10 protein-coding genes are annotated in these 18,601 nt (G+C 65.3%); 7 read left to right on the forward strand and 3 right to left on the reverse strand.

Annotated elements, in window-relative coordinates:
* The first annotated feature begins 14 nt into the window (after positions 1-14).
* From ACK4SV_RS05165 to glpK, 4 genes are all read left to right on the forward strand, one after another.
* Positions 15-1,046, forward strand: coding sequence for a peptidoglycan-binding protein (locus ACK4SV_RS05165; RefSeq protein ID WP_409916736.1), 1,032 nt, complete (start codon positions 15-17; stop codon positions 1,044-1,046).
* 119 nt (positions 1,047-1,165) lie between these two features.
* Positions 1,166-2,164 carry an NAD(P)H-dependent flavin oxidoreductase gene (locus ACK4SV_RS05170; protein WP_409916737.1) on the forward strand — a complete coding sequence of 333 codons (999 nt, stop codon included), beginning with the start codon at positions 1,166-1,168 and terminating at the stop codon, positions 2,162-2,164.
* A 301-nt stretch (positions 2,165-2,465) separates the two neighbouring features.
* Positions 2,466-2,933, forward strand: a complete 468-nt coding sequence (locus ACK4SV_RS05175) for a hypothetical protein (RefSeq protein ID WP_409916738.1) — start codon at positions 2,466-2,468, stop codon at positions 2,931-2,933.
* A gap of 47 nt (positions 2,934-2,980) precedes the next feature.
* Entirely contained in the window at positions 2,981-4,462 is a 1,482-nt protein-coding gene (glpK, locus tag ACK4SV_RS05180) for a glycerol kinase GlpK (protein WP_409916739.1), read from the forward strand.
* 3 nt (positions 4,463-4,465) lie between these two features.
* Here the strand turns inward: glpK and ACK4SV_RS05185 are convergent, their stop codons facing one another.
* On the reverse strand, positions 4,466-6,379 hold the full coding sequence (locus tag ACK4SV_RS05185) for a sialate O-acetylesterase (protein WP_409916740.1): 1,914 nt from the start codon (positions 6,377-6,379) through the stop codon (positions 4,466-4,468).
* Positions 6,380-6,706: 327 nt separating this feature from the next.
* On the opposite strand from ACK4SV_RS05185, the gene ACK4SV_RS05190 reads away from it, so the two are divergent.
* The 3 genes from ACK4SV_RS05190 to ACK4SV_RS05200 are packed head-to-tail and all read left to right on the forward strand — an operon-like array spanning position 6,707 to position 13,947.
* Positions 6,707-8,494 carry a glycoside hydrolase family 9 protein gene (locus tag ACK4SV_RS05190; protein WP_409916741.1) on the forward strand — a complete coding sequence of 596 codons (1,788 nt, stop codon included), beginning with the start codon at positions 6,707-6,709 and terminating at the stop codon, positions 8,492-8,494.
* A gap of 6 nt (positions 8,495-8,500) precedes the next feature.
* Complete coding sequence (locus ACK4SV_RS05195; protein ID WP_409916791.1) at positions 8,501-11,014, forward strand: glycoside hydrolase family 3 N-terminal domain-containing protein; 2,514 nt, start codon at positions 8,501-8,503, stop codon at positions 11,012-11,014.
* A 50-nt stretch (positions 11,015-11,064) separates the two neighbouring features.
* Positions 11,065-13,947 (forward strand): glycosyl hydrolase 115 family protein, encoded by a 2,883-nt coding sequence (locus ACK4SV_RS05200; RefSeq protein ID WP_409916742.1) that lies wholly within the window; start codon positions 11,065-11,067, stop codon positions 13,945-13,947.
* 6 nt (positions 13,948-13,953) lie between these two features.
* Here ACK4SV_RS05200 and ACK4SV_RS05205 read toward each other — a convergent pair whose 3' ends face one another.
* Both ACK4SV_RS05205 and ACK4SV_RS05210 read right to left on the reverse strand, forming a co-directional pair.
* Entirely contained in the window at positions 13,954-15,042 is a 1,089-nt protein-coding gene (locus tag ACK4SV_RS05205; RefSeq protein WP_409916743.1) for a cupin-like domain-containing protein, read from the reverse strand.
* Between the two features lie 91 nt (positions 15,043-15,133).
* Entirely contained in the window at positions 15,134-18,430 is a 3,297-nt protein-coding gene (locus ACK4SV_RS05210; RefSeq protein ID WP_409916744.1) for a TonB-dependent receptor, read from the reverse strand.
* Between the last annotated feature and the right edge of the window lie 171 nt (positions 18,431-18,601).

The following is an 18,601-nucleotide window of genomic DNA, read 5'->3' on the forward strand; positions in this document are numbered from 1 at the left end:
GAGGAGGGGATGATATGGGCAACATCGTCAGCATTGCCGGGGTCGGCGACATTGACCTCAACAAGATTGCGAAGCTCCTGCCCGGGCACAACACCTGGAGTGTGCTGCGCCTGAACATGCAGGGGCGCTACATCAAGGCCATCCTCGATTCGTTCGAGACCTTTGAAAAATATGAGATGAACACGCCGCTGCGGCTCGCCCATTTTGTCGGGCAGGGGCTCGTCGAGACCGGGTGGCTGCAGCACGCAGAAGAAAACCTGCGCTATTCCGAGCAGGGCCTGATCGCCACTTTCTCGGTCTACCGCAACAATCCGGCACTGGCCCGCCAGCATGCCCGCCAGCCCCAGAAAATCGCCGAGACGGCCTATGGTCACCAGACGGCGCTCGGCCGCCGCCTCGGCAATACCGAGCCCGGCGATGGCTGGAAGTTCCGTGGGCGCGGTTTCATCCAGCTGACTGGCCGGGACAATTACACCCGCTATGGCGAGGTTGCCGGGATCGACCTTGCCAGCGATCCGGACCAGATCGTGCGCGACCTGAAGAAATCCGTCGAAGTCGCCTGCGCGTTCTGGAAGGCAAACGGCCTCAATCGCTGGGCCGACGAGAATGACGCGCCGAAAGTCTCGCGCGGGGTCAACCGGGGCAATCCGCTGGCCACCGCTGCCGCCCATGCAGAAGACCTGCGTATCCACTGGACCAATATCGTCCTCGGCGTGACGCAGTCGCCGGAGAAGGTTGCGCCGGAGCCGGCGCCGGCAGCGGCTTCACTGAAGCCGCTGGCCGTCGGCAGCCGCGGGGAGGCTGTGCTGAAGCTGCAGCAGGACCTCGAAACGCTCGGCTACGCGACTGGCGGCGCCGATGGCATCTTCGGGCAGGGCACGCGGCGCGCGCTGGTGGCCTTCCAGAACGAGGCCGGCGTTGCCGTCACCGGTATGCTGGACGATGCGACCCGCGATGCCTTCGCGGCTGAGTTTGCGGCCCGCGAACGCGGCAGCGTGGAGATCGACCGGTCCGATCCGCGCACCTTCGGGCCCACGATTTTCTGATGTGGCCGGCCGGCGGCCCGCACTCGTCTCGTGGCACCTGTCGTTGCGTGAGGCTTGCCGCAGGCGGCGGGGCAGATAGTTTCCGGTTCAGAACCCACCCTCTGAGGAGTCCCCGTCCCATGGCCCTGCCGCCCGTGCTTCAGAATCTGCGCATTCCGGTGATCGCCTCGCCGCTGTTCATCATCTCCAATCCCGACCTCGTGATCGCCCAGTGCAAGGCGGGCATCGTCGGCAGCTTCCCGTCGCTGAACGCCCGCCCCGGTCCGCTGCTGCATGACTGGCTGGACCGGATCACGACGGAGCTCGCCGAGCATACCGCCAAGAACCCCGACCGGCCGGCCGCGCCCTTCGCGGTCAACCAGATCGTCCACAAGACCAATAACCGGCTCGAGCATGACATCGAGGCCTGCGTGAAGTTCAAGGTGCCGGTGATCATCACCTCGCTCGGCGCGCGGCAGGATGTGAATGATGCGATCCATTCCTATGGCGGCGTCGTGCTGCATGATGTGATCGACACCTGGTTTGCCCGCAAGGCGCTGGAGAAGGGCGCGGACGGGCTGATCGCGGTCGCGGCCGGTGCAGGCGGCCATGCCGGCAAGCTGTCGCCGCTGGCGCTGATCCAGGAGATCCGCGAATTCTTCGATGGCCCGCTCGCGCTGTCAGGCTCCATTGCGACCGGCGGGGCGGTGGCGGCCTCGCTCGCGATGGGCGCAGACCTCGCCTATATCGGCTCGGCCTTCATCGCCTGTGACGAGGCCAATGCGGTGGAAGGCTACAAGGACGCCATCGTGAAGTATGGCGCGGAGGACATTGTCTATTCCAACCTCTTCACCGGCGTGCACGGCAACTATCTGAAGCCCTCCATCATCGCCGCCGGGCTCGACCCGGATAACCTGCCCGAGAGCGACCCGTCGAAGATGAATTTCGGCTCCGGCGGCAATACCGATGCGAAAGCCTGGAAAGACATCTGGGGCTGCGGGCAGGGCATCGGGGCGGTGAAGTCCCGCGGGCCGGTGAAGGACTATGTCGACCTGCTGGAGCGCGAGTATAACGACGCGCGCACGGCTCTGGCCAAGGGGCTCGCCTTCTCGCGCTCGGCGGCGGTTCCGGCGGAGTAAGCCGACCTGGATTTCTGCCGGGTTCGGGCGCGTCTGTCCCCCGGTGTAGGTCTTGTGCTGATAGGTAATCTGGCGGCCCGGTGAAAATTTTTCGCCGGGCGGTTTCCTTTGGAATTTCATACAAATCAAAGCTCTGAATGCCGCCCGCCCCGCCAGCCCGGCACGGGCACGGCCCTGCACAGCCAGAAAAGTGCACTTGTCCAATCCGACCGGGTCTGAGGCGGGGTTAGCTTCTCAGGCATGACGAAGCCCCGCCTGACATGCTCCTTTCCAATTCCCCCCGGCGACGCCGGAGGCGCCCATGAGTGAACTCATCGGCCTTGCCGCCAGCGCAGCCGGGGGCGGCGTGTTCGGCCTGATCGGGACGCTGATCGGCCGGGCCGCCGGCTATGCCGAGCGCCGGCAGGACCAGGCGCAGGAGCGGGCCCGCTGGGCGCATGACGCCGCCCTCGCCGCGCTGCACATGCAGGCGGCAGAGCGTCACGCAGACGGCCAGTTCCGCCTGGCCGAAGCCGCCGGCGCCTGGCGCGGCCTTGCCGCCTCGATCGAAGCGGAGGCGGGCATCGCGGCGAGCTATCGCTGGGTGGACGCCGTGCGCGGCATCACCCGGCCTGCGCTGACGCTGCTGCTCTGGCTGATCACGTGCCTCGTCTTCCTCGGGGCGGATCCCGCCGCCCGCAGCGCCATCATCGAGACGACCACTTTTGCCGCCACTGCGGCGACGCTCTGGTGGTTCGGAGACCGGGGGCAGAAACGGGAGGTGCGTTGACGCGGGGCGCCGGCCCCGTCCATCCTGCCGGAAAAGCCGGAGGATTCATGACCGACCTTATTCTTGTGATCGATGAGGGCACGACCTCGACCCGCGCCATCGTGTTCGACCGGCAGTTCCGGCAGGTCGCGCTCGCCCAGCAGGAAGTGGCGCTGTCCTATCCCGCCGATGGTTGGGTGGAGCAGGACGGAGATGAGATTCTCGTCAGCACACGGGACATGTGCCGCGCGGCTATCCGGGACGCCGGCGGGCCGGAGCGGATCGCGGCGATCGGCATCACCAATCAGCGCGAGACAACCCTGGTCTGGGACCGGGCGACCGGCGCGCCCATCGCCCCGGCGATCATCTGGCAGGACCGGCGCACGGCAGCGGCCTGCGAGGCGCTGAAGACGGCGGGCCATGAAGCGCAGGTTCAGGGCGAGACGGGATTGCTGCTCGACCCTTACTTCTCCGGCACGAAGATCGGCTGGGTACTGAACAATGTACCCGGCGCACGGGCGCGGGCCGAAGCAGGCGAGCTTGCCTTCGGCACGGTCGATTCCTTCCTGCTCTGGCACCTGACCGGCGGGCGGGTCCATGCAACCGATGTGACGAATGCATCGCGCACGATGCTCTACCGGCTCGGCCTCGGCGCCGAGGGCGGCTGGAGCGCTGAGATGGCGGCGCTGCTGCGTATTCCGGCGGCGATGCTGCCGGAGGTGAAGCCGAGCGCGGCAGATTTTGGCGTGGCGGATGCGGCGCTGCTGGGCATGGAAATCCCGGTCGCGGCCATGATCGGCGACCAGCAGGCCGCGCTTGTCGGGCAAGGATGCCTGAAGCCGGGGCAGGCGAAGGTGACCTTCGGGACCGGTGCCTTCCTCGTGGCGAATACGGGGCAGAAACGTCCGGCCTCGGAGCACCGGCTTCTCGGTACGGCGGGATATGAATTGCCCGGCGCCGGCGCAATGGCGCTGGAGGGGTCCATCTTCAATGCGGGCACCGTCATCAAATGGCTGCGCGATGATTTGAAACTCATTCAGCGGGCGGATGAAAGCGAGCGCGCTGCTGCCAGCCTGCCGGATAATGGCGGCGTTTATATGGTGCCCGCCTTCACAGGCCTTGGCGCGCCGCACTGGGATGCCGAGGCGCGCGGGCTTATCAGCGGCCTCACGCGCGCAGCCACGGCGGCGCACCTTGTGCGCGCGGGCCTGGAATCCGTGGCTTACCAGACGCATGACCTGCTCGCCGCCTTCGCCGCCGATGGCGCGCCGATTGCGGAGCTGCGGGTCGATGGCGGGATGGTAGCGAATGACTGGCTGATGCAGTTCCTCGCCGATATCTGCGCCCTGCCGGTGTTCCGGCCCGATTATCGCGAGATGACGGCGCTCGGCGCAGCGGCGGCCGCCGCCATGCAGATCGGCTGGATCTCGGCAGAGGAATGGGCCGCGCGCGATGTGCCCGGCAGCCGGTTCACCCCGCGCATGGACGCAGGTGCGCGCGCCGCGCTGCTCAGCGGCTGGCAGGCAGCGCTGGGCCGGGCCTTGTCCTGAGGTTTACTCGACTGCCAGTTCAAAGGGCGTGACAGGCCGGCCTTCCGGCGTCATCAGGTTGCAGAAGGGCGTATCGCCCCAGCAATAGCGCAGCGTTGTATGCTCCGCCTCCGGAGCTTCGACGCGGATCTCTGCGCCGCTGCGCTGCGCAGCCGCGAACACACAATCCGTCCCGTCCACCTTACACAGCATGAAGCCGGCAGGCTCGTTCGTGCCCGGATGAGTGTAGTCACCTGAAGCATCCGGCAGGCTGACGCGGATCATGCTGCCCTCCCGGATCGCGGTGCTGGGGCTGTGCCCGGTGCGGACGGGGCTCACCGGATCGGTGAGGACCGCTGCCCAGACATCCCGCATCCGGCGGGCCACTTCCTGCTTGTTCGGCGGGTGGATGTCCCAGGCGTCGCCTGCGCCAAGCGCCACAATGAGGCCGGCGCGGTCATCGCTCAACGCAAAGCGCCGCTGCGCCTCCCGAAGCGAGGACCAGCCGGAATTTCCGGGGGCTGACATCCGCGCCCCGAACTCCGGCAGCTGCACGATCAGCACCGGCAACGCCTCGCCGAACTGACGCCGGAAATCAGCCGTCAGCAGGCGGAGCATCAGCTCATAGGTCTCTGCATCGCCGGTATTCGATTCGCCCTGATACCAGAGAGCGCCTTTCATCGGCAGGCCGGCCAGCGGCGCGATCATGCCTTGATAGAGGCCGGAGAGGCCGGACACGCTCATCCACGGCATCTGCGGTGCGGGCGGCAGGCCGGGCGGCACTTTCTGATAGGCCCATCCGCCGGAGAGCGGCACAGGCGCGCCATTGACAGGGCGGATGAACAGGGCGTCTTCCGGGCCGGTCATCCCGCCTTCGGCCCAGCCATTATGGACATTGACGAGGATATGGTTCTCGCCTGCCTTCAGCGTACCGGCGGGCAATGTGTAGGTGCGCGGCGTGCCCCATCCGAAGGTCGAGCCAATGAAGCGGCCATTGACCCAGACCGCGTCGATCTCGTCGATACCGCCCAGTGAAAGTTCTGCGGCGCCGGCTGCCTGCGCGGGCGTCAGGCTCACACGCCGCTCATGCCAGACCATACCGAGGAAGCCGGAAAGCTCCGGATCGCCGAACTCTTTCCAGTCCCTCAGCGGGCCCGGCACGGGCTTCGGCGCATCGAGACCGTCCGTCCACGGCGCCGTGCCGGCAGCATCGCGCCACCAGGCCTCCCAGCTTTCGCCATAAGCGGTCATGCCGGCAGCAGGGTCCTGTGCATAGGCGGCCAGCAGGCGGAGGCGATCTGCAAGGTGCGGCGCGCCCGCGAGCATCTCCGGGCTGATCCAGGGCTCGATGCGGGAGCCGCCCCAGCTTGCATTGATCAGCCCGACCGGCACATTTTCCTTCGCCTGCCAGTCACGCCCGAAGAAATAGCACAGCGCCGAGAAGTCCGCTGCGCGCTCGCGGCTCGCAACCTGCCAGGCCGTGCCCGGGGGCAGCGCTGCCTGCGGCCGGATGGCGGAGGTCTGCGGCACCTGGAGGAGGCGCATGTCCGCGCGGTAGGGGCCCTGCAGCTCCCGGTCCGGATTGAGGGCGAGGCGCACGGGCCAGGCCATGTTCGACTGGCCGGAACAGAGAAACACGTCGCCGGCCGCAATATCCACGCGCTGCACGCTGGCGCCTGCGCCTGAGGCCCTGAGGGTGAGGCCGGTGGCGGCGTCCAGCGGCGGCAGGATGGCTTCCCAGCGCCCGTCTGCGCCTGCCCGTGTGCGCGCCTCGGCGGCCCCGAGGGTGACCGTCACCTCGCCTTGCGGCGCAGCATATCCGCTCACCGGCAGGGCCGCGCCCCGCTGCACGACCATGCCGTCCATGAACCGAGGATCAAGGCCGATCCGGGGCTCTGCGCAGGCCCCGAGGGCAAAGCCCGCCAGAATGCAGGCCAACAGGGACGATTTCCGAAGAAGCCACATCCAATTTCCCCCAAGACGCTATTTTTATGTTGATAGCGCTATCATCTCGCCCTTAAAGTGCAAGCCACAAAGGACTGGCGGGCAAAGGGCGCGCTGGCAAGATGGCACGCAACCGGAGCAGCCGATCCCCCGTCGAGGAGGTCTGGCTGCGCCACCGGTTCCGTGCTGGGGAGACACGGGATGCGGTTTCAAGGCGCCTGGCTAAGTTTGGCAGCCATGTTGTTTGCAGCGATCGCTGCGGCTTGCGCGTCGTCTCCGGACTCCCAGGTTCAGACGCAGGCTCAGGCCTGCGACATCCGGATGACCCAGCATGGCGTTTCGCCGGGCGGGTTGCTCCGCGCAATCGCGATCACGCCCGCGCGCGATCCTGTGCCCTTCCTGCTGCGCGATGCGGATGGGGCGGTGCTGGCAGAGGGCATGACTGATCCATTCGGCCCGGATGAAGCCTCCGGGGCAGGGGTTCATGTCATCAGCCTGACCGCGCCGGAGGCAGAGGCAGACGGCCTCGTCCTCGAAGCCTGCGGCGGGGCGAGCCGTCCTTTCCGCGTTAAATCAGGGCTTTATGCAGAGCTCTCGGAAGATGCCCTGCGCTATTTCTATCACAACCGTATCGGCATCCCAATCGAGGAGCGCTTCGTGCAGGGCCCCGAATGGGCCCGCCCGGAATCCCTCAATCCCGTCATCGCCAGCTGTTTCAGCGGCACGGATACGTTGGGCAATAGCTGGCCGGGCTGTGATTACAGCCTCGATGTCACCGGCAGCTGGTTCGATGCGGGCGATTTCGGCGTCTATGCGGTCAACATGGGCATCACGATCTGGACGCTGCAGTCCGCCTATGAGCGCCTCGCCGTGAAGGGGCTTGTCGAGGAAGCTGGCTGGGCTGATGGCCGGATGCAGCTGCCGGAGACCGGCAATGGCGTCAGCGAACTGCTCGATGAAGCGCGCTGGGGCATGGAGAGCCTCCTGCGCCTGCAGGTGCCGGAGGGCGGCCAGACGGTCGTTGCGCGCGGCCTGCTGACTGGCAGCGGCCAGCCGGCGATCCTCACAAGGATCGCGGCCGGCGGCCTCGTCCATCACAAGCTCGCAGGCCGCAACTGGCCACCCCTCCCGATCTGGCCCTGGGATGATGCGCAGGAACGTTACCTCTACCCGCCCTCAACCTCGGCCACGCTGGCCCTCGCCGCAACCGGGGCGCAATGTGCGCGCCTCTGGGCGGGGCTCGATGATGCCTTTGCGGGCCGGTGTTTCGACGCCGCCCGGCGCGCGTATGATGCGGCAAAACGCCATCCGGAAATCTATGCGAGCAATAATTTCGATGGCAGCGGCGGCTATGGCGACAACCGGCTGCAGGATGAATTCGCCTGGGCCGCTGCCGAACTGTTCATCACCTCCGGCGATCCTGCCTATCTCTCAGACCTTGCCGCAACCCCGGCCTTTGCCGCGCCAAAGGACAGTTTCGGCTGGGCGGATGTGGACCTGCTTCCGGCGCTGAGCCTCGCCGTGCAGGCGGACGATCGCCACCGCGACACCTCCGCCCGAGCGCGGCGCACGGTGGTCAATGCCGCTGACAGCGTGCTGAACATCCGCGACCGCGAGGGCTTCCGAACCCTCCTCGCCCCCGGTGACTATCACTGGGGCTCCAACAGCATGCTGATCAATCGCGGGCTGATCCTCGCCGCCGCCTATGACCTGACGGGCGAGGCGCGATACCGCGAGGGCGCCGTTGATGCCATGGATTATATCCTTGGGCGGAACATCCTCGACCAGAGCTATGTCTCTGGCTATGGCGCCCGCCCGATGCGCGCGCCGCACCACCGTATCTGGGCCGGCGCGATTGATCCGGCCTTCCCGTTGCCGCCGCCGGGCGCGCTCAGCGGCGGGCCGAACAACCGCAACATGTCCGATCCTGTGGCGCAGGAGATGCGCGGCACCTGCGCGCCAATGGCCTGCTGGGCCGATGATGTTGCCTCCTATGCGCTGAACGAGGTGGCGATCAACTGGAACGCGCCGCTGGCCGCGCTGGCGATTTTTCTGGACCAGACCGAACGGGCTGGCCGCACAAGACAAGAAACCGAAACCGGGGAGTGATTCGTGATGCGTCTGTCTAAAGCCTTGAAGCCGGGCCTTGCGGCCTCCGTGCTGGCCCTTGCCATGCTGGGCGCCTGCGAAACGCGCCCTGATGCGGCCGGTACAGCAAGCCCATCGCCCGCTGAAGCAACAGAATGGCCGTATGCTGACGTGACTGTTGACCCGGCAAGCTGGCCGAAGCTGACGCCGCCGCCGCTCGACCCGGCCATCGAGGCGCAGATTGACGCCATCCTGCCGCGCCTGACGCTGGAACAGAAGGTCGGCCAGATCATCCAGGCTGACAGCAGCTCTGTCACGCCCGAGCAGGTAAAAAAATACCGGCTGGGTTCCGTCCTCAGCGGGGGCAATTCCGCGCCGGGCGAAGAGCCCTATGCCGATGCGGCCACCTGGCTGGCTGCGGCGGACGCCTATTTCCTTGCCTCACTCGATCCGGAAGGCGTGGAGATCCCTGTCCCGGTGATCTGGGGAATTGACGCCGTACACGGACATACGAACCTGCTGGGCGGCACGGTCTTTCCGCACAATATCGGCCTCGGCGCGGCGAATGATCCGGGCCTGATCCGCGAGATTGCGGAAGCCACCGCCCGCGAGCTGATCGTGTCCGGCCATGACTGGACCTTTGCGCCGACCCTTGCTGTGCCGCGCGACGATCGCTGGGGCCGCAGCTATGAGGGCTTCTCCGAAGGCCCGGACATTGTCGCAAGCTATGCCGCCGGCATCGTCGAGGGGCTGCAGGGCCGCCGGGGCGAGGCGGGATGGATGGGCGAGGGACGCGTGATCTCCAGCGCCAAGCATTTCGTCGCCGATGGCGGCACGCTGAACGGGCGCGACCAGGGCGATGCCGTGATCAGCGAGGCAGAGCTGCGCGACATCCACGCCGCCGGCTATTTTCCGGCGATCAGCGCCGATGTGCAGACGATCATGGCGTCCTTCTCCAGCTGGAATGGCATCAAGATCCATGGCAGCCGCGCGCTGCTGAACGACATCATGAAGGAACGTCTCGGCTTCCAGGGTTTCATCATCGGTGACTGGAACGCCCATGGCCAGATCCCAGGTTGTACGAATACGGATTGCCCGCAATCCCTGCTCGCCGGGCTCGACATGTATATGGCGCCTGACAGCTGGCAGGGGCTTTACTATTCGACGCTGGGTCATGTGAAGTCCGGCGCCATCCCGATGGAAAGGCTGGATGATGCCGTGCGCCGTATCCTCCGTGTCAAGATTGCCTATGGCCTGTTCGACCGCCCGGTGCCGAGCGCACGCCCCGGCGCGGGCGATGTCTCCATCCTGTCTTCGGAGGCGCACAAGGGCCTCGCGCGGCGCGCCGTGCGCCAGTCGCTCGTGCTGCTGAAGAATGATGGCGGCGTGCTGCCCCTTTCCGCTGGCCAGACGGTGCTCGTCATCGGCGACGGCGCCGACAGCATCACCAAGGCGGCCGGTGGCTGGACGCTTTCCTGGCAGGGCGGCGGCTATGACAATTCCTATTTCCCGAACGGCCAGTCGATCCTTTCCGGTATCCGCGACGTGGTCGAGGCCGCCGGCGGCACCGTGATCCATGATCCCGAAGGCATGACAGACGTGCACGCAGATGTCGTCATCGCGGTCTATGGCGAAGATCCCTATGCGGAATTTCAGGGCGACGTTGATCACCTTGCCTTTACCACGGACAAGTTCGACACATCCGTGCTTGCCGCGCGCCGCGCGGGCGGGGCGAAGGTCGTCTCGGTCTTCCTCTCCGGCCGGCCGATGTGGGTGAACCGCGAACTCAATGCGTCCGATGCGTTCGTCGCGGCCTGGCTGCCGGGCTCCGAAGGCGGCGGCGTCGCCGATGTCCTGTTCCGCACTGATCCTGCCTATGACTTTACCGGCCGGCTTTCCTTCTCATGGCCGGCGACCGCCATCCAGTCGCCGCTGAACAAGGGCGATCCGGATTATGCGCCGCTCTTCCCCTATGGCTATGGCCTTTCCTATGCGTCGCCTGCGGAGGCTCTCGGCGCTGTGCCTGAAGTCTCCGGCCTCGCCGAAGAAGCTGGTGGCGGGCGCGGAACCGTGTTCGTTCGCGGGCAGGCTTCTGTCCCGTGGAGCCTGCGCCACACTGGCATGGCCGCCGGCCCCGCGCGCACCGATCACCGCGCGCAGGAAGACGCGCTGATTCTCTCTGCGCCTGAAGGCGCTGCATCCCTCGCCTTCTTCGCGGGCGGGGACGGGGTGGACTGGTCGCGCGAATCCAACGGCGCGCTGGAGCTCAGTTTCTTTGCGCGGTCCGTGGGCGGAGCAAATGTTGCTTCAGAAGTCGCCATGGGCTGCGCCGCCGATGGCGCCTGTGCCCGCTGGATCGGTTTCGAAGCTGGCCCGGATTGGACCGAGCACCGCGTCTCGCTGAGCTGTTTTGCCGATGCCGGCGTCGACATGCGCGTTCTGCGCAATGCGGCGAGCTTCCGCATTGCGGAAGGCGCCGTTGCGCTCGCTGCCATTCAACTCGCCGAGGACAAGGACGGCCGCCCGGATTGCGGCAGCTGATCAATCACTGGGGAGGAAGTTCCCCAGCCTGAAGGGAAGGAGACCGGCGCATGTTCCGCCTGCAACACCTGAACCGAGCAGTGGCCGCGTGCGCCGTGCTGTTGATCCTGCCGCTTGCAGCGCTGGCGGACGCGCCGCCTTGCAGCCAACCGGTGGATGTCTGTGAGGGGCAGGTAAAAGGCGCTTTTCCGCTGATCCGGGACGGTGCCGCCGTCCGTATCCTGATGGACGAGGCAGACTGGCCGGGCGCCCTGCGCGCGGGCCGCACGGTGCAGGAAGACTTCGCCCGTCTCGCGCGGTCTGAAACGGTGCAGGACGAAGCCGCCGGCGTGATCATCGCCGGCACGATCGGGCGCTCCGGGCGCATTGATGCGCTCATCGCCGCCGGAAAGCTCGATGTCTCCGCGATTGACGGCGTGTGGGAAGGCTTTGTGCAGGCCGTCATCGAGGCGCCGGAGGCGGGCATTGACCGGGCGCTGGTGATCGCCGGCGCCGATCAGCGCGGCACGATTTTCGGCCTCTATGAACTCTCGGAGCGCGCGGGTGTCTCGCCCTGGTTCTGGTGGGCGGATGTGCCCGTGCCGCACCGGCCGGACCTGTCCGTTCTGCCCGGCCAGCGGGCGGACTGGCCGCGCGTGAAGTATCGCGGCATTTTCATCAATGATGAAAAGCCGGCTCTCTATGGCTGGGTCAATCACTGGTATGGCGGTTTCACGAGCCCTTTCTATGAAAAGGTCTTTGAACTGATACTCCGGATGCGGGGGAATTATCTCTGGCCCGCGATGTGGGGCGAGGCGATCTTTGACGATGACCCTCTGACCGGCCCGCTGGCCATCGAGATGGGCTTCGTGCTGGGCACGTCGCACCATGAACCGCTCGGCCGCGCGCATGTCGAATGGGCGCGATATGGCGAGGGCGAATGGGACTATACGGTGAATGCAGAGGTGCTGCGAGAATTCTGGCGCGGCGGGATGGAGCGGCAGAAACATAATGAAACCCTCGTCACGCTCGGTATGCGCGGCGACGGCGATGAGGCGATGACCGAAGGCACCGCCATTGCCCTGCTCGAGCAGATCGTTTCGGACCAGCGCCAGATCATCGAGGAAGTGACCGGGCGCCCGGCCTCGGAACAACCTTCCATCTGGGCGCTCTACAAGGAAGTGCAGGACTATTACGACCAGGGCATGCAGGTGCCGGAGGATATCACCCTTCTGTTTGCGGATGATAATTGGGGAAATATCCGCCGCCTGCCGCAGCCGGGGTCTGAGCGTGCCGGCGGCTACGGGGTCTATTACCATTTCGATTATGTCGGCGGCCCCCGGAACTACAAATGGCTCAATACCAGCCAGATTTCGCGTGTCTGGGAGCAGATGAACCTGGCCTGGGAATATGGCGCGCGGCAGATCTGGATCGTCAATGTCGGCGACATCAAGCCGATGGAGTTCCCGATTTCCTTCTTCCTGCAGCAGGCATGGGACCCGGAGCGGATGCCGCAGGCCGCGATGGAGGCGTATGCCGCAGACTGGGCCGCGCGGACTTTCCCGCCGGAGCATGCCGCAGAGATTGGCGACATCCTGACGCGGTACGCCAATTATGCATCCCGCCGGAAGCCGGAACTCGTCGATTGGACGACGTTCAGTCCTGTGAATTTCGGCGAATTGGAGTGGGTGACGGTTGAGTGGCTCGAGCTTGCGGAACGCGCGGACGCCGTACGTGCTGCACTTACGCCGGAGTATGACGATGCGTATGTGCAACTCGTCTGGTGGCCCGTGCACGGGATGGCGAACCTCTACCAGCTTTATCATGCGACAGCCCTCAATCATCTGTATGCCGAGCAGGGGCGCGCCGTCGAGGCGCATGGGATGGCTATCCGCGCCGAGGAATTCTTTGCGCGTGATCACGCGCTGACCCGCATGTTCCACGAGGACATTGCGGCCGGGAAATGGGTGCACATGATGTCCCAGACCCGGATCGGCTACACTTACTGGCAGCAGCCGGAGGAACAGGCGATGCCGTCAGTGCAGCGCCCGGCGGTTCCTAGGGGCAGCGCGCTTGGCGTAGCGGTCGAAGGCAGCCGCCGGGGCTGGCGCACAGGCGAAGCCGGCGCGAGCCTTCCGCGCACGGATGTCTTCACAGATCCTGAGGTCAGCATCGAACTGTTTCCGGCGGGAGACCGGCCCGTGACCGCGCGCCTATCAGCACGCGAGGACTGGATCGTGATTCCCGAAGCGCGCGTGACGCTGGATGCGTCCCGGCGCGTTACCCTCCTGATCGATTGGACACGGGTGCCGCCCGGGCGCCATACCGGCCGCGTGACTGTGCGCAGCGGTCTCACGGGCCGTATCGACATTGCGGTGCCGGTGTTCAAGCCGGATGGCTGGCAGACCGTCACCGGATACCCGCTCGGCGCGGGCTATGCGGCGATCGAGGCGTCCCGGGCAAGCCGCGTAGTCAACGGGCAGGGGCTCGACTGGCAGGTCATCCCCGATCTCGGACGCGCGGGCGACAGTATCACGCTCTTGCCCGTCACCGCGCCTCCCGCCGAGCCCGGACGACATGACAGCCCCCGGCTGGAATTCGATCTCACCCTGTTCGAGCCCGGCGATCTCACTGTGCAGGTCGAACTCGCCCCCACGCTCGACTTCAAGGGGCAGGGCGGCTTGCGCTATGCTGTGTCGCTGGATGACGGCGAGCCCGTCATCGTCAACATCCACCGCAATATGACGCCGCAAGACTGGAACGAAAATGTCTGGGAAGCGATGGTGGCGCGCAATGCGCACCAGCATCGCACGGTGTTGCCAGTCGCTGCGCCTGGGCCGCGCGTCCTGAAGCTCTGGGCGATCGATGCGCCGCTGCTGTTCCAGAAAGTGACCGTAAGCCAGGTTCCGGTGCCCGAGAGCTATCTCGGCCCGCCGCCCGCCCAGGCGCGCTGACTGAACTCAGTCAGCAGGCGGAGGGGCGAGGCCGAGGCCAGCGGCCAGCGATGCGAGCAAGGCATGCCGGAGGCGGCGCTGCTGCGCCGGCGTATGGGCCCCGAGCGCGCCCTGAACCTCCGTAGGCAGATGGGCGACAGGATCACCGTTCATGCCGAACACATAGTGGTCGAAGAAGCCTTTCCACACGGCGCGCTGGCGCGGGGGCAGGCTGCGCAGGGCAAGCAGCCCGTGCAGCATCGCATCGAACGGGGAGCCGCCGATGGCCTCTGTCTCGCTCCACCAGTAATTCACGAGCACATTGAAACGCGCCAGAGATTCCACATGATGCCACCAGGCATAGGGAATGAAGACTGCATCGCCGGGGCCGAGCTCCGCACTGCGTCCTGCGCCCAGCGCCTCGGCAAAGCGCGGAAAGGCGTCCCTGTCCCAGGCTTCCGGGCGCACCAGGCTCACCGGGGGGCCGGACAGTGTGAATTCAAACGGCCCGGGATACAGATTGGCCAGCTGGTCTGGCGGAAACAACGTGAAACGCCGCCGGCCGGCGACGACGCAGGCGATGTTTTCAAACAGGTCGAAATGCGTCTGCACGCTCAGCCGGTTGCCGATCCAGATACGCGGCTGGACGCCCTCCGGCACATGCGGCAGCGGATGGCCTGCAAGGAAACCGGGCAGGTGGTCTGCAATCGGCAGGGATTGTAAATAGACAGAGGGCGGACGATCATCCGCCTCCAGCGCGGCGAGGCCGCCCAGCACATCGCGTATACGCTCTGGCTGCCGCACGAAGTTCAGACCCTTCAGGTCATCGGTATAAAAAAACCGTCCGTCTACCTCGGGCGGGGCAAAGATCGTCTCTGCAGGACGCCCGGAATCGAAGCTCGCGAGATAGGCGGCAAGGCTGCGCGTTCCTTCCCGCGCGGCGGCAACGGCCGGCCAGTCTGCCACGACGCCTTCCAGAACCACGGGTTCGCCGGCGGGCAGGATCTCGGCGCGGAAGATCTCTCTTGTCACGCCCCGGCGGCGCGGAAGAGGTGGAAGGCTGCGGAACAGCGCGGCCCCTGCATCGCCGGTTTCCATTTTTGTCAGTTCGGTCATCCGTTGGTCCTAGCGTAACCGGCGCCTGAATGCGATGTGCCGCGGCCCCGAGGGAGGACCGCGGCACATGCCGGGAGGACTGACGGTGGTGTCAGAAGCTGTAGCGGGCCGAAACCGTGACCCGCCGGTCGTTGCGGAACCAGGACCGGCCGCCGCGGCGCCCGTTCGAGTCCGGAATGAACGAGGTTGTTTTCGTTACCTCATCCAGGAGGTTCGCGCCTTGCACCCCGATCTTCAGGTTGTCATTCACCGTGAAGAAGAACGAGCCGTCGAGTTGCCCCGTGCTTTCCTGGAAGATCGGGTAGAAGGGGGTGATGACATCCCGCGGCGTCACCAGATAGTCGCTGCGCCAGTTATAGGCGAGGCGGGCCGAAATCCGCCCTTTCTCATAAATGGCCGCGATATTGTATGACACGTCCGAGAGGCCGGCGAGGGGAAGATCGCCGAGATCAACGAGCGCGTCGTTGGCAGCCGGGGTCGTCGTGGTATTGTTCACGCCGCCCGATTGCACGCCATCGCTGTCCAGCAGTGTCAGGGCTGCCTGCAGGCCGAGACCGTCAAACGGCCCGGGCAGGAAGTCGTAGAATTGCTGGTAGGCGATCTCAAGTCCGCGAACCTTCCCGGTTTCAGTTGAATTGGTGGGCTGGCGCGTGAACACGTCGGTGGCCGTGGCCCCCGTCTGCGGGTTGGTGAAGGTCAGGTCGCCCTGGCCGGTCACAACGATATCCTTGATCTCCTTGTAGAAGACCGAAGCAGTGAACGAGCCGGCCTGCGCGAAGTACCATTCGAAGGACAGGTCGTAATTGTCCGCTGTTGTCGGCTTGAGGAACGGGTTACCGCCATTTGCATCGAAGCCATACCAGCCACCCTGGAAGCCCGGAGGCGGCTCATCTCCGCCTGCCGTGCGCGGATCATCCTGCGTCAGAGGATTGATCGTGAAGTAGTTGCGCATCAGGCCGAGATCTGGCCGCGACATGCCTTTCGAATAGGCCGCCCGGATAATCATCTCATCTGTCAGGCCGAGCCGGAAATTGATGCTCGGGAGCCAGTTATCATACTTGTTGCGCGAGACGACATCGATGTTGGCGCCGGTTGCAAAGGCGCGGATCCGGTCCCGGTCGGCCTGTGACAGGGCGCAGAAGGCTGGCGGACGGAAGACTTGACCTTCCTCCAGGTCTGTCGGCGCAAGGCAGCGATTCTGGCCGGCGGGCGAGGGCAGGCCGCTATCGATCGGGATGTCGCCCGGCTGCGGGAAGGTCCAGCCGCCATCGGACGAGAACTTCGTCTCGACGTAACGCAGGCCGATATTGCCATCCAGCGTCATGCCATTGCCGAACGGGTTGTCATGCCCGAAGCGCAGCATTGCATAGGCGGCCCGTGTTTCCTCGAGCGTCTTGTTGATTTCGCCCGGAAGGTAGGGAGTCCCCGCAACGACACCCGGCCTGTCGGCCAACCGCCGCCAGCCGCCGCCGCCACCTTGCGGGCCAGCTGCAATTGCGTCAGCGTTCCCGCCATTGAGGAGCCATTGGCGCACGACAGAGTCCGCAAACGCCGCTCCGGCGCCATAATTCTGGGCCAGATTGAAGGCATAGTACGGGAAGTTCGGCGGCGCCGTTACTTCACCACGCTGGAAGTTCTCCCAGTTGAAGTTGGCAACCTGGCCTTGTGGCGCGCCTACCTCATCCATCCAGACGGGACCGCCATTGCCCCAGATTTCGGACAGCGCGCCCCAGTTATAGGTCGAGAAGCGGGTTGTCTGGTCGCGTTCAGACCAGCGCACGCCGGCCCGCACGGATTTCAGCCAGCTGCTGTCATCGGTGAACTTGTATTCTGAGTCTGCGCGGAACGCATTCTCGGTGCCTTCACTGTCTTCGAGGTGGTCCATGGCCGCGCGCCAGAAGCTGTAACGCGGATCGGCGAACAAGGCCTCATTACCCGGGCGGACATAATCCGGGCAGCCGCCGGTTGCACCGAAGCCTTCCGAGCAGTCAAGCGCCGGGTTCGCGCCGAAGCCGGTGACGTTCGGACCGAGGAGGCGCACTTCCGGGATCGACTTCCGCAAGTCGATAAATGCGTCCTGGAAGGTGGTGCCCCACAGGCCGAAGTCGACATTGGTCACCGTTGAGTCGACATTCTGGAAGTCAAAATTGAACGCCCAGTTTTCATTCGGCGTCCATTTGAAGTTAAGGGAGAGGTCACGCGTGACCTGTTCCTGTTCGACATCCCTGCGGATGTTGTTCGATTGAAGGCCATACACCGGGGTGCGGCGGCCTCCTGCAGAGGCGGGTGTATTCTGGTCATCCCGCCAGCCAACCGGGGCGGAAATTGTGCCGAAGGCGAACAGGTCATCGGAGCCGAAGCCGAACTCCGTACCCGGAAGGAAGCCGAAGGCATCATCGCCGACATTGTCTGTCGCGATTTCAACCACATTCTCCGTCCACGAAGTGGAGGCTTCCGAACGCAGAAGCTCCAGCGTTGCGATCATCGTGCGGTCAGGATTTTCCCATTGCAGCGAGCCGCCATAGCCGAACCGTTCCCGGCCATATTCCTGCGACCGCAGAGCCGCGCCTTCCGGCGCCCATACACGGCGGCCGGGGACAAGGTCGTCACGCGCCTGGAAGCTTGAAACCTGCGTGCCGTCCGAGCGTGTCTTCAGCTCCGAATAAACGCCGTTCAGCAGCAGGCCGACATCGCCGATGCCCGTCTCCCAGCGATTGCTGTAAAGGACCGAGGCCGTCGGCGCCCACTCTTCGCGGAAGTCAGCATAATTGTATTCGAGCGTACCAGCGAGCACCTGGCCGGCCGAATCGAATGGCTTGCGGGTCACGAGGTTGACCGTGCCGGCGACGCCGCCTTCGATGAGGTCGGCAGTCTGGTTCTTGAAAACCTGCACGGAGCCGAGCAGTTCCGGCGCAACATCCGAGAAGCTCAGTGCCCGGCCATTATTTGCAGAGAACGTGTCGCGGCCGTTGATCTCGGAACGGACATAAGTCAGGCCGCGGACGATCACGCCCGTGCCTTCGATCGAGAAGTGGTCCGGGTCATCGGCCGCAGCAAAACGGCTGATCGTGATGCCGGGCACGCGCTGCAGCGCTTCGGTCACCGACCGGTCGGGCAGGGCGCCGATGTCTTCCGCCGTGACAGCGTCGACGAATGTCTCCGCGTTACGCTTGATCGCCTGCGCGCTCTGGATCGAGGAGCGGATACCCAGAACGGTGACCGTATCCTGACGGGCTTCATCTGTATCGGCCGCAGTCGTCGCCGGGCTGTCCTCGGCCTGGGCAATGGCCGGCGCAGCTGTCAGGAGTGACAGCGCCGACACGCCCGAGGCGAGTACGGACCAGGACGCCAGACGGCGATTCGACAAGTATGCGAACTTAGTTGCCACGATGGGCCCTCCCTATGAACCTTTCCCACCGCCCTCTCGCGGGGCGGGCCGGACTTGCGGCCGGTTATTTATAGCGCTAACGAAACACATAATGTTTGCGCTATCAAGACGGAAATCAAAAAACTGTTTTGGTCCTCGTCAAGCATGGCAAAAATGTTACGGTTACCCGAA

The organism is Hyphomonas sp. (genome assembly GCF_046313735.1).
Classification (GTDB): domain Bacteria; phylum Pseudomonadota; class Alphaproteobacteria; order Caulobacterales; family Hyphomonadaceae; genus Hyphomonas.